At 67.4% G+C, this 11597-nt stretch carries 12 protein-coding genes and 1 pseudogene; 5 read left to right on the forward strand and 8 right to left on the reverse strand.

What is annotated here, in order from left to right; genetic code table 11:
* Positions 1-19 precede the first annotated feature (19 nt).
* On the reverse strand, positions 20-1156 hold the full coding sequence (locus AB0H88_RS34460) for an Mrp/NBP35 family ATP-binding protein (protein WP_357651933.1): 1137 nt from the start codon (positions 1154-1156) through the stop codon (positions 20-22).
* A gap of 158 nt (positions 1157-1314) precedes the next feature.
* On the opposite strand from AB0H88_RS34460, the gene AB0H88_RS34465 reads away from it, so the two are divergent.
* Complete coding sequence (locus AB0H88_RS34465; protein WP_357651935.1) at positions 1315-1812, forward strand: MarR family transcriptional regulator; 498 nt, start codon at positions 1315-1317, stop codon at positions 1810-1812.
* Positions 1813-1862: 50 nt separating this feature from the next.
* On the opposite strand, the gene AB0H88_RS34470 is transcribed toward AB0H88_RS34465, so the two are convergent.
* Both AB0H88_RS34470 and AB0H88_RS34475 read right to left on the reverse strand, forming a co-directional pair.
* Positions 1863-2351, reverse strand: a complete 489-nt coding sequence (locus AB0H88_RS34470; RefSeq protein ID WP_357651937.1) for a DUF1003 domain-containing protein — start codon at positions 2349-2351, stop codon at positions 1863-1865.
* Positions 2341-3552, reverse strand: coding sequence for a CBS domain-containing protein (locus AB0H88_RS34475; protein WP_357651939.1), 1212 nt, complete (start codon positions 3550-3552; stop codon positions 2341-2343). Before AB0H88_RS34475 ends, AB0H88_RS34470 begins: the two co-directional genes overlap by 11 nt.
* A gap of 95 nt (positions 3553-3647) precedes the next feature.
* Between AB0H88_RS34475 and AB0H88_RS34480 the strand changes: the two genes are divergently transcribed.
* Positions 3648-4610, forward strand: a complete 963-nt coding sequence (locus tag AB0H88_RS34480) for an EamA family transporter (protein ID WP_357651941.1) — start codon at positions 3648-3650, stop codon at positions 4608-4610.
* A 73-nt stretch (positions 4611-4683) separates the two neighbouring features.
* Here AB0H88_RS34480 and AB0H88_RS34485 read toward each other — a convergent pair whose 3' ends face one another.
* On the reverse strand, positions 4684-5049 hold the full coding sequence (locus tag AB0H88_RS34485; RefSeq protein WP_357651943.1) for a hypothetical protein: 366 nt from the start codon (positions 5047-5049) through the stop codon (positions 4684-4686).
* Entirely contained in the window at positions 5046-5474 is a 429-nt protein-coding gene (locus tag AB0H88_RS34490; RefSeq protein ID WP_357651945.1) for a RidA family protein, read from the reverse strand. Before AB0H88_RS34490 ends, AB0H88_RS34485 begins: the two co-directional genes overlap by 4 nt.
* A gap of 286 nt (positions 5475-5760) precedes the next feature.
* Between AB0H88_RS34490 and AB0H88_RS34495 the strand changes: the two genes are divergently transcribed.
* Entirely contained in the window at positions 5761-7026 is a 1266-nt protein-coding gene (locus AB0H88_RS34495; protein WP_357652106.1) for an ATP-binding protein, read from the forward strand.
* Between the two features lie 449 nt (positions 7027-7475).
* Here AB0H88_RS34495 and AB0H88_RS34500 read toward each other — a convergent pair.
* A pseudogene (locus AB0H88_RS34500) lies at positions 7476-7720 on the reverse strand (SAM-dependent methyltransferase); the annotation flags it as partial.
* Between the two features lie 448 nt (positions 7721-8168).
* Between AB0H88_RS34500 and AB0H88_RS34505 the strand changes: the two are divergent.
* Positions 8169-9107: a CoA ester lyase gene (locus AB0H88_RS34505; protein ID WP_357651947.1), complete on the forward strand. Its 939-nt coding sequence runs from the start codon at positions 8169-8171 to the stop codon at positions 9105-9107.
* A gap of 47 nt (positions 9108-9154) precedes the next feature.
* On the opposite strand, the gene AB0H88_RS34510 is transcribed toward AB0H88_RS34505, so the two are convergent.
* Both AB0H88_RS34510 and AB0H88_RS34515 read right to left on the reverse strand, forming a co-directional pair.
* A complete protein-coding gene (locus tag AB0H88_RS34510) occupies positions 9155-9697 on the reverse strand; it encodes a DUF6529 family protein (protein WP_357651949.1) in 543 nt (180 codons plus the stop codon).
* Positions 9694-10425 (reverse strand): hypothetical protein, encoded by a 732-nt coding sequence (locus tag AB0H88_RS34515; RefSeq protein ID WP_357651951.1) that lies wholly within the window; start codon positions 10423-10425, stop codon positions 9694-9696. The genes AB0H88_RS34510 and AB0H88_RS34515 overlap by 4 nt, the downstream gene beginning before the upstream one ends.
* Before the next feature lie 99 nt (positions 10426-10524).
* Between AB0H88_RS34515 and AB0H88_RS34520 the strand changes: the two genes are divergently transcribed.
* A complete protein-coding gene (locus AB0H88_RS34520) occupies positions 10525-11526 on the forward strand; it encodes a CPBP family intramembrane glutamic endopeptidase (protein WP_357651952.1) in 1002 nt (333 codons plus the stop codon).
* Positions 11527-11597: the final 71 nt, after the last annotated feature.

Consider the following 11597-nt stretch of genomic DNA (forward strand, 5'->3'; position numbering starts at 1 on the left):
CCCCTGTGGATGTCGGACGTCAGCGGTTGGGGGACAGGCCCAGCTGGAGGCCCTTCAGGCTGCTGGAACGCTTGCTCAGACCGGCGGCGATCGTGCGGAGCTCGGCCGCGGCCGGAGAGTCGGGGTCGGTCAGGACCAGCGGCTTGCCCTCGTCCCCGCCCTCGCGGAGGCGCAGGTCGATGGGTACCTGCCCCAGGAGGGGCACCCGAGTGCCCAGCGTCCGGGTCAGGGCGTCGGCCACCGTCTGGCCGCCGCCCTCCCCGAAGACCGAGATGCGCTCGTCGCAGTGCGGGCACGGCAGCCAGGCCATGTTCTCGATGACGCCGGCGATCTGCTGGTGCGTCTGCGCGGCGATCGAGCCCGCCCGCTCGGCCACCTCGGCGGCGGCCATCTGCGGGGTGGTGACGATGAGGAGTTCGGCCGACGGCAGCCGCTGCGCCACCGAGATGGCGATGTCGCCGGTGCCCGGCGGCAGGTCGAGCAGCAGGACGTCGAGGTCGCCCCAGTAGACGTCCGCGAGGAACTGGTGGAGCGCGCGGTCGAGCATCGGCCCGCGCCAGACCACCGCGCTGTTGCCCTCGGGCTTGAACATGCCCACCGAGATGACCTTGATGTCATGCGCCATCGGCGGCATGATCATGTCTTCGACCTTGGTGGGGCGCTCCGAGGCGCCGAGCATGCGCGGGACGCTGTGCCCGTAGATGTCGGCGTCGACGATGCCGACCTTGAGCCCACTGGCGGCCATGGAGGCGGCCAGGTTGACGGTGACGGACGACTTGCCGACCCCGCCCTTACCGCTGGCCACCGCGAACACGCGGGTCAGCGAGCCCGGCTGGTTGAAGGGGATCTCCTTCTCGGGACCCCGATCGCCGCGCAACGTGGTCTGGAGCGTCTTGCGCTGCTCGGTGCTCATCACGTCGAGCTCGATCTCGACGCCCGTGACACCCTCAAGTTTGGTCACCGAAGTGGCGACGTCGCGGCGGATCGTGTCCTTCATCGGACATCCGGCCACGGTGAGGTAGACACCCACGCGAACGACACCGTCGGCACCGATATCGATGCTCTTGACCATACCGAGATCGGTGATCGGGCGACGGATCTCGGGGTCGATGACGGTGGCGAGAGCGGCCGTCACCTGTTCCTGTGTTGGTGCCATCTAAGTCTCGGCACGAGGGAGTGCCGTCCCTCCTTAGTCGTATATGTGTGACCTGGCGCTGCACGCCGGTGAGGATGCCCCTCCATCGTATGAACCAGGGACCCCGTGCGGATAATCCGTGCTGTTTAGGTGTCCGTGCAACGTTCTAAGGTTACTCCGTGACTCTTCTGCGCGACGAGGGCCGCACCCCCGGCCGCACCCCCGGCCTCACCACCGCCCTCACCACCGAAGAGCTGGCGGTCTGGCGGATGCTGCAGCGGGCTCAGGTACACATCACCCGCCACCTGGAGGCAGAGCTGCTCGTGGCCCACGGACTGCCGCTGGCCTCCTATGACGTACTGACGCAGCTGGCCGAGGCGCCGGACCGGCGACTGCGGATGAACGACCTGGCCGGCCGGGTGCTGCTCTCCCGCAGCGGCCTGACCAGGCTCATCGACCGGCTCCAGCGTGACGGCCTGGTGGCGCGCGAGGCATGCGCGAGCGACGCGCGGGGGCTGTTCGCGGTGCTGACGGATCAGGGCGCGGCCCGGCTGACCGAGGCCACCCCCACCTACCTGCGCGGAATCAGATCCGAGTTCCTCGACCTGCTGGGGCCCGGCGAGATCCGCCTGGTCCGCGAGATGCTCGCCAAACTGCCCATCACCGCCGCTCCTTAAGCGCCGCCGCGCTCACCGCCGTTCCTTTTCTCAAGCGTCCTTAAGCGTCCTTAAGCGCCGCCGTGCTCACTGCCGTTCCTTGAGTTGAGCTCCTCCGCCAGTCGCTGCAGCTCCGAGCGGAGATAGTCCCGGGTGGCCACCTCGCCGATCGCCAGCCGGAGCCCGGCGATCTCGCGGGTCAGATATTCGACGTCGGCCTGGTTGCGGTCGGCCGCCGCCCGGTCCTGCTCGTACTGGACGCGGTCCCTGTCGTCCTGCCGGTTCTGGGCCAGCAGGATCAGCGGCGCGGCGTACGACGCCTGCAGGGACAGGATGAGCGTGAGGAAGATGAACGGATAGGGGTCGAACTGCAGGCCGGCGGGCGCGAGGATGTTCCAGGCCACCCAGATCGCGACGAACCCCGTCATGTAGACGAGGAACCTGGCCGTGCCGAGGAAGCGGGCGATCTGCTCCGACAGGCGGCCGAACGCCTCGGGGTCGTAGTGCGGGCGCAGCGAGCGGCGCAGCGCGCGTGGCTGGTCGAGGCGTTCAGTCGTCACGGTGTGCCCTCTCGCGCCAGTCCTTGGGAAGCATGTGGTCGAGTACGTCGTCGACCGTCACCGCGCCGACGAGCCTGCCCAGCTCGTTCACGACCGGAGCCGCCAGCAGGTTGTAGTTCGCCAGGTAGGAGGCGACCTCGTGCACGGTCAGCTCCGGCCTGATCGGGTCGACCGAAGGGTCGATGACCGAGCCGAGCAGCGTGGACGGCGGTTCGCGCAGCAGCCGCTGGAAGTGGGCCATCCCCAGGTAGGCGCCCGTCGGCGTCTCGGTGGGCGGCCTGGTCACGTAGACCTGCGCCGCGACGGCGGGCGTCAGATCCTTCTGCCGCATGTGGGCCAGCGCCTCCGCGACCGTGGCGGTGGGCGGCAGGATCAGCGGCTCGCTGGTCATCATGCCGCCCGCGGTGTCGTCGGCATAGGTGAGCAGCCGCCGTACGGGCGCCGCCTCCTGGGGCTCCATCAGCGCGAGCAGCTGGGTGGCCTGCTCGCTGGGCAGATCGTGCAGCAGGTCGGCGGCGTCGTCGGGGTCCATCGCCTCCAGTACGTCGGCCGCCCGCTCCACCTCCAGTGACCGCAGGATGGCGATCTGGTCGTTGGGCGGCAGCTCCTGCAAGGTGTCGGCGAGCCGGTCGTCGTCGAGGGCGCGGGCGATCTCGATCTTGCGCTTGTCCGGCAGGTCGTGCAGGGCACTGGCCAGGTCGGCGGCCCGCATCGACTCGAAGGCGGCGATCAGCCCGGCGGCCCCTTGGTCCTTCTGCAGGACGCCGAACCCCGACACCTCGCTCCAGTCGACGATCCTCGTCTCGCGCCGCCGCCTGCCCCGGTAGACGGCCACCTTGGTGATCTGCCAGAACGACGGCTTGGTCTCCTCCATCGCCACGTCGTAGACGGTGACCGGCTCGCCGCCGAGTTGCACGGTGAGGTCGAGCATCTGGGCGATGACCAGCGTCTCGGTGTCGCGCTGCTCGAACCTGCGCATGTTCAGCCGGCCCGTGAAGACCACCGCGCCCGCTTCGATGCCGCGCACCCTGGTGAGGGGCAGGAAGACCCGGCGCCGCGGCTGGATCTCGACCACCATGCCATGCACGCTCGGCGGATTGCCGTCGTGCGGCCCGACCACGACGTCTCTGATGCGGCCGATCTGATCGCCCGCGGGGTCGAAGACCGGGGTCCCCGCCAGGCGGGCCACGAAGATCTTCACGTCAGCAGGCTAACAGTGCCCTTCCATTGCGCTCCGGACGCCTGACGTGTCAGTATCAAACGTATATTACGGTGATTACGAATTTGAGGTTGATCGTGAAGTACCCAGGGCTCGCGCTGGCTTTCGTGTCCTCGTGCTGTTTCGCGTTCTCGGGCCCGATGGCCAAGTACCTGATCGCCGCCGGGCTGGCCCCGATCGAGGCGGTCTGGACGCGCATGGCGGGCGCGGGCGTGCTCATGGTGATCGTATTGGCCCTGGTCAAGCCGCGCGCCCTGCGGATCCCGCGCGCGCGGCTGCCGTTCTTCGCCATGTACGCGATCGTGGCGGTGGCGGCGGTTCAGTCGCTGTACTTCGTGGCCATCACGCGGTTGCCGGTGGGGATCGCGTTGCTGCTGGAGTTCATGGCGCCGGTGATGGTGGTGCTCTGGGTACGTTTCGTCCGCCGGGTACGCCTGGCCCGCGCGGCCTTCGTCGGCGCCGTAACCGCCGTGGCCGGCCTCGCGATCGTCGTGGAGGCCTGGCAGGGCCTGCGACTCGATGCCCTGGGCCTGCTCCTCGGCCTGCTCGCCGGAGCCTGCTGCGCGGGCTACTTCCTGATGAGCGACAGCTTCGGCGACGACGTCGACCCCCTCGGCCTGATCGGCTGGGGCCTGATCGGGTCGGCCGTGATCCTGGTGCCCTTCGCCCGCCCGTGGAACATCCCGTGGGACGCCTTCACCCGTACCGTCTCTCCCTCGGCGGGCGCGCACACGCTGCCGGTGCTCGGGGCGTATCTGTGGATGGTCCTGATCGCCACGGTCGCGGCGTACATCCTGGGTGTGAACGCGGTCCGCCGACTGTCGGCGGCGGTGGGCGCCACGGTGGCCTCACTGGAGGTCATCGGCGGCGCGGTGGTCGCATGGGCGCTGGTGGGGGAGACGCTGGGCGTGTTCCAGATCGTGGGCGGCCTGATCGTCCTCACCGGCGCCCTGCTCGCCCAGACCGCAACCGAACAACGGCCGGAGCCTGGCACAAAGCCCAGCCCGGACGATCTCGAGCAGCCGGTCGGCGTGGTGTGAGTTTCCGGTCGGTGTGATGTGAGTTTCTGGTCGGCCAGAGTGGAGTGAGCTTTGGTTTGGCGCCGTGCGAGCTTCAGCGGCGGGTGAGCTTCAGTACGGTCGACTCGCGCGCCCAGCGGTCGGTCAGATGCTCGCTGTCAGTGGCGTTGAGCCGCTCCTTGGCCAGCGCGGCCACGGCCTCGGGCTCCGCCGCCTGGTCCACCACCCGGACATCGGCCTCGAAGTCGGCCAGCCTGGCGCCGTTGTCCTTGCTGCGCAGGATGACCTGGACGGTGTCGAGCCCCTCGATACCCGGCAACTGCTGCTCGCCGCCGCCCGTGACAAGGTAGATGGCACCCTCGTGCCAGGCATGCCAGGCCAGGCGCGGGCGATCGAGGGTGAGCCAGAGGACACCGGACTTCTTCGCGCCCTCTTCGATGGCCGCGGAAATGTCGCTCACGCCTCGACTGTACCGGGGCTGTACGCGCCGAGGGCGACGGTCAGGTCGAGTTCGACGAGTTGACCGGTGAAGCCGAGCCGGGCAACCCCCAGCAACGTGCTCGCGGTGGTGAAGGCGGCGGCGAGAGGCGAGTCGAGCAGGCGCTGCCATACTCCCCCGAGCGGAGTGGTGTCCTGGCTCACCACGTAGATGACCGAGCGGACCACCTGCTCCGGGCGGGCATTCACGGCCGCGAGCGCGATCAGGGCGTTGGCGACGATCTGGTCCACCTGGGCGTTCACGTCTCCGTCGCCGACCAGGGCGCCGGTCGCATCCAGCGGACACTGTCCGGCCAGGAACGCTGTCCGCCCGGCCTCGACCACGGTGACATGGCTGTAGCCGGGAGTCTTGTGCAGTCCGTCGGGGTTCAGGCGGGTGATCGTCATGCGGAGATTGTGGCGGCTCCTGGGTCAGCAAATCATCTGGTTTGTTTCGGTTCCTCCCAAAGGCAACTTCCGCTTCCCGCGCGACCGGTGCAGGATGCCGGTGGCGCGAGCCACCACCTCGCTCAGAACGCCCACGGACCCCCCGGCAGAACGCCCACGCTCCTTGCGGCAGACCGCCCGCAGACCCGGCGGCAGAACGCCCACGCTCTTTGCGGCAGAACGCCCATGGACCCTCCGGCAGAACGCCCACACAACCGCATTCAACTGCGGTAACGTGCATCGCGTGATGGATCCGTCTCTGTTCCCGCGACGTGCCGAGGCAATGGCACTCGAAGCGCTGGCGGACACGCGAGTCGTCGTCGTGAACGGCGCTCGGCAAGTGGGCAAGAGCACGCTGGCGAGCTTGATCGCCACGCGGGCGGACAATGCCCGCCAGCTCTATCTGGATGATCCAGCGACCCTGGCTGCGGCCGAGGAGGACCCCGTTGCCTTCATCCAGCACGACGGACTTCTGATGATCGATGAGATTCAGCGCACCCCGCAGCTGCTTCTGCCGATCAAACACGAGGTTGATCGGCATCCACGTGCGGGCCGCTTTCTCCTCACCGGTTCCGCGCGCCTATTGGGCCTACGCGATCTCCCGGACGCTCTGCCCGGGAGGACGGAGACCATCGAGTTGTGGCCACTGTCCCAAGGAGAGATCGACAGCACTCCGGACGGATTCGTGGACCATGTCTTTACGCATGGCGCCGATGTCACCATGAGCCCCTCCCCACTCCGCAAGCCTGACTACGTGGACCGGGCACTGCGCGGCGGTTACCCGGAGGCCGTCCGGAGGGATCCCGGACGCAGGCGCAACAGGTTCTTCGATTCCTACATCACCGACCTGGTCACTCGTGATGTGCGCCAGATCTCCGACATCGAACGTCCAGCGGAGATGCGCAGGCTGCTCAGCGTCATCGGGGCCCGGATGAGCGGGTTGGCCGTGGTCCAGTCGATTGCCGGCGACGTTGGGCTCCCCAGAGTGACGCTTGCGCGCTATCTGGATCTTCTGGAATTGATCTTCGTCATCAAGCGCATACCGGCCTGGTCGTCGAATCTCACCAGGCGCGCCATCTCCACCCCCAAACTGATCGTCACAGACAGCGGGCTCGGCGGTCGGCTCATCGGCATGTCGCCTGAGCGCGCCAGGGATGTCACAGCGCCCATCGGCCCGCTGCTGGAGAATTTCGCGATCGGCGAGGTAGCCCGTCAGCTCACCTGGGCCGACGAATCCGTCCAGCTGTTCCACTACCGGGACCGCGACCAAATCGAGGTGGACATGGTCCTGGAGCACGCCTCCGGCGAAGTGATCGGCCTGGAAGTCAAAGCCGCGGAAACCGTACGCGGTGATGACTTCCGAGGACTGCGCCATTTGGCCGACCGGCTCGGAGGACGGTTTCGGGCGGGATTCGTCCTGTATACCGGCGAACAGAGCTTGTCGTTCGGCGAGAGGCTGAGAGCCTTGCCCATGTCATCGCTGTGGATGCTCGGCACCACAAGCCAATCGTGAATGCTCAGACTGCCGACGTATCGACGCAGAGACATGGAACCCCCTACTGGCTTCGACGGCTGGCGGTGGTCCGAGCGGTGGGATCTTCCATCCTGCGGATATTGCCAGGGTTTGGACGTGCGGGGTGGGTAGACTTCCCGGTCGGCTACCTGTGCTCGGCCACGTCAGGCGCCGATAACGTGCGTAGCTCACCGATGGTCGGCCCAGCCCGGGAACGCCACGTCTATCGAACCGAACTCAGCGGTCCATCCCTCACGCACTTCGACAAGAGGATCTACAAGCACAGGAACGAAGTGGAGCGGACCATCAACGCCCTGAAGGACTTCCGGGTTGTGACCGCATAGGTTCGCCGGGTCGGTGGTCGCTTCTTCAGCCTGGGAGCGAGCCGTGCGGGTGCCTTCCGCGTGGCGGTGTCGCCCTTCAGAAAAGGGATTGCCTCGGGCGTATAGGGTGACGACCGCACTGCGGTCGCGTAGCGCGGGGGACAGGGGTTCCGAGCCGCAACAGGCATCCAGGATCCGACGGCCGGCCACGTCTCCGGCGAGGCTAACATCGCGGTCCGCTCGTAGTACGCGTTCACGAGGTTGTGCTCATTCTCCGCCGAGTACGCCTCGGCGAAACCGTCGTAGTCATTCACCTGGTCCCGATCCGCAGGCTGGGCGAAGCTCTCGGGCACGTCGGTTAGGCGGTCTATCGTCGCTGCCTAGAAGTCACGTGATCCGCAGGGCAGGCCCTAAGGCTCCTCGAGCGGTGCGTGCGGGTGGGAGCGACGGGTCAAGGGTGCTACCGCGTGACGCATTGTTGGATTCAATCGCTCACGATGTTGGATTGCATCGAACAATGAAACATGGTCTACGCCACTCCTCCTGGCCACAGCGGCCTTTCGAAGCAGATGGCCGAGGAGCCGGAGAGTGCGCGGGCGGAGCCCGCGCCGATGGGGCGTCCGAGCGGAGCGAGGGCCTGCAGGGGTCGGGCCTTAGCCCGACTGGGAGAAGCGTCTGAGCCCAGTGCGCGAAGCGCCCAATGGGAAGGCCTTTGTGGAGGGGCGGGCATCAGGCGGTCAAGCCGGTAAGTGGGTAACGGGTGGGGGCGCGGTGGGTGGGGGTGCGAAAGGGTGGAGGCGAGGGGGCTAGCGTGTGCGCATGCGTTCACGTCGATCCGTTCTCGCCGTCCCGGGTAGTAGCCCGAGGTTCCTCGAGAAGGCTCAGAGTCTGCCGGTCGATGAGGTGTTTCTCGATCTGGAGGATTCTGTCGCGCCTCTGGTCAAGGATGAGGCTCGTAAGAACGTCGTGACCGCGTTGCGGGAGGGTGACTGGACGGGGAAGACGCGGGTCGTACGCGTGAATGATCTGTCCACGCAGTGGACCTATCGTGACGTCATCGAGGTGGTGGAGGGTGCGGGGGACAAACTCGACTGCCTGATTCTGCCCAAGGTGCAGGATTCGACCGAGGTCGTCTGGCTCGACACGTTGCTCACCCAGATCGAGAAGACGATGGGGCTGGGGGTAGGGCGGATCGGTATCGAGGCGCAGATCGAGAACGCGCGCGGGCTGGTCAATGTGGACGCCATCGCGGGGGCGTCCAGGCGGCTGGAGGCGCTGGTGTTCGGGCCGGCCGACTTCATGGCGTCGGTGAACATGCGCACGATGGTCGTGGGGGAGCAGCCACCGGGATACACCGAGGGCGACGCGTACCACTACATCCTGATGCGTCTGCTGATGGCGGCGCGGATGCACGATCTGCAGGTGGTCGATGGGCCGTACCTGCAGATCCGGGACGTCGAGGGGTTCAAGCGGGTGGCCGGGCGGGCGGCGGCGCTCGGGTTCGACGGGAAGTGGGTGCTCCATCCGTCGCAGGTGGAGGCGGCCAATGAGGTGTTCTCGCCGACGCAGCAGGACTACGACCACGCCGAGCTCATCCTGGAGGCGTACGACTACTACACGACCGTGGAGAAGCGCGGCGCGGTCATGCTGGGGGACGAGATGATCGACGAGGCCTCGCGCAAGATGGCGCTCGTCGTGGTGGCGAAGGGGCGGGCTGCCGGGCTGAGCCGTACGAAGACGTTCAGCCCGGAGAGCTAGAGCCGTCAGGTCGTCAAGGTCTTGGAGCCGTCAAGGTGTTGGAGCCGTCAGATCTTGAAGCCGATCGTGGTGAAGAACCAGAACGACGACGTGAGCCAGAGTCCGACCAGCGCGGTGAACGCGAGCCCGCCGATCAAGGGCAGTGTCCAGCCGGGCGTGCCCCGCTTGGGCAGGGCCAGCATCTTGGCCGTGAACAACCCGTAGAAGAAGCAGCCGAGCAGCGAGTGCGCGAGTACCCTGGGCACGTCGTACTGCAGCCCCAGGGCGTACAGGCAGTGGAAGGCGACGGGGATGGTCAGCAGGAAGGCCAGCCGGCCCGACCAGCGATGGACGGCCGGCGGAATGGAGACCCCGAGCTTGCCCCACATCGACAGGGCGGAGACGACCTGGACGGCGGCGAGCACGAGCGCGCCCGTCGTCAGCCACGCCTTCATCGGCAGCGCGGCGGAGAAACCGGCGGGGCCGACCGCGAAGCCGGTGGGGGCGTGGACGCGCCCGAAGACGCCGAGGGCCATCACCACCAGTCCGCCGATCAGCAGCGGCACTAACAGGGGAAAGGAGCTGGTCGGCCGGTGCGCGGTGACGCTCATTGCATCTCCTGAATGAAGCCGTCGACGTCCTTCGGGTAGAGGGTGGTGTCGTCGTCGAGCGGTACCGGCTCGGTCGGCTGGTAGGCGTTCAGCTGCGGGATCTGCAGCTGCTTCTCGTCCGCGAACGCGGCGCCGACCTGCGTGAAGCCGCCTTGCGGGCGCTTCAGTACGATCCAGCCGGCTCGTAGCTTGGCGCCCCTTACCTGGGCGGTCGCCCGGTAGAGGCCGGAGGGCTTGACGACGGTGTTCGCGGCGAAGGTCCACTTCTTGCCGCCGATCTTCAGCCAGCCGGTGGCTTTGCCACCGCCGAGGGTGCCGCCGACGGCCGCGGCGCCGAAGCCCCGCAGGGTGATCTTTCCGTCTTTCTCGTTGCCCTTGAACCAGGCCTCGGACTTGCCGTCACAGAAGTAGCCGATGGTCTTGCCGTCGCGGGTGGAGATGGCGATCAGGCCGCCCTTGCCCCGTACGTAGCCTCCGTAGTCCGCTTTGTCGATGGTCTTCGGGGCGGCTTCGGCGGTTTCGGTGGGTTCGGGGGTAACGGTGGCGGCGGTGGCGGCGGGTTCCGCCGAAGGTTCAGCCGCGGCGGTGGTCTCGGTCGCGGAGGGTTCGTTGGAGGTGGCGGCAGCCGTTGAGTTCGCCGCCGGTGTCGCGGTGATGCTGGCGACACCCAGCCCGACGGCGAGCGCGGCGCCCGCTGTCAGGGTGATGACAGGTCCCAGCCTTGACATGAACTGCTCCCAGGGTCGAAATGCTTACTCCACCGAGCATCCGCTCAAACTAACGGATCGTCTGTGAACTAATGCTCATCTCCCAGACAGAATGTAGAGATGCAGGAAAATCCTGGACCCCAGCTTCCGTACGGGACACAGCCGCCGGGCCGGCCGGCCTACCCGTACCAGCCGCCGCCCGCACCCGCGCGGGAGCCGTGGTTCCGGCCGATGCCCAGAGGCGCGCGGTACGACTACCTGGCCCGAGTGGGTGATCGCGGTGCCTGGCCGGAGATCGTCGGGACGATCATGGTGGGCGTCGCGTTCTTCGTCGTCGGGGCGGTGGTCATAGGCGTCGGCGTGCTGCTGGCGACGATCCTCGGCATTCGCTCGTCGCTGACGACCGGGGAACTGTTCAGCGATCCGGTGTTCTCGCTGGTGGTGCTGCTGCTCTCGATCGCGGCCGTGCTCCCGGCGGTGTTCGGTACGGCCGCGCTCATCCAGCGGCGGCGCCCCGGGTCGCTCTCCTCGGTCGCCGGGCGGCTGCGGTGGGGGTGGCTGCTGCGCTGCCTGGCAGTGGCGGTCATTGCCCTGGTGCTGGGGCAGGCCGCCCAGACCGCCGCGATGATGGTGACCAGGGAGCCGGTCGCGAACATGTTCGGCTGGGCCGGGTGGAGCGCGTTCCTTCCCCCGCTGATCGCGATCGTGCTGCTCGTGCCGCTTCAGGCCGCCACCGAGGAGTACATCTTCCGCGGCTGGATCATGCAGGCGTTCGGAGCGCATCTGCGGAGCCCGATATGGGGGATCGTGCTGGGTTCGGCGCTGTTCGCGTCCCTGCACGGGTATTCGTGGATCGGGCTCATCGACGTCTTCTGCTTCGGCGCCCTCATGGCGTGGCTGGCGGTACGGACCGGAGGGCTGGAGGCCCCGATCGCCCTGCACGTGACGAACAACATTCTGGCGTTCGGGATCAGCGCGGCCGCCGGGCATCTGGAGAAGGCGCTGCAGCAGGGGGAGGTGCCCTGGCAGGCGTTGGCGGGAACCGTGGTGCAGTTGGGGACGTACGCGGTTGGGGTGTTGTACTTGGCTAAAAAACGGTCAGTTAGCGATGTTTCAGGATAAATAGCTAGCTGGTGCCAGGAATCTCGCTAGAGAGGTCTCGCCATTCGGGCTCAGTCGTGTTGCTCTGGATC

The organism is Nonomuraea sp. NPDC050680, from assembly GCF_040654555.1.
Lineage (GTDB): Bacteria > Actinomycetota > Actinomycetes > Streptosporangiales > Streptosporangiaceae > Nonomuraea.

Bases quoted from the DNA above. Each gene is read 5' to 3' on its own strand.
- AB0H88_RS34520 (WP_357651952.1), top strand. From the start codon at position 10,525: ATGCAGGAAAATCCTGGACCCCAGCTTCCGTACGGGACACAGCCGCCG.
- AB0H88_RS34515 (WP_357651951.1), bottom strand. From the start codon at position 10,425: ATGTCAAGGCTGGGACCTGTCATCACCCTGACAGCGGGCGCCGCGCTC.
- AB0H88_RS34460 (WP_357651933.1), bottom strand. From the start codon at position 1,156: ATGGCACCAACACAGGAACAGGTGACGGCCGCTCTCGCCACCGTCATC.
- AB0H88_RS34505 (WP_357651947.1), top strand. From the start codon at position 8,169: ATGCGTTCACGTCGATCCGTTCTCGCCGTCCCGGGTAGTAGCCCGAGG.
- AB0H88_RS34495 (WP_357652106.1), top strand. From the start codon at position 5,761: ATGGATCCGTCTCTGTTCCCGCGACGTGCCGAGGCAATGGCACTCGAA.
- AB0H88_RS34510 (WP_357651949.1), bottom strand. From the start codon at position 9,697: ATGAGCGTCACCGCGCACCGGCCGACCAGCTCCTTTCCCCTGTTAGTG.
- AB0H88_RS34490 (WP_357651945.1), bottom strand. From the start codon at position 5,474: ATGACGATCACCCGCCTGAACCCCGACGGACTGCACAAGACTCCCGGC.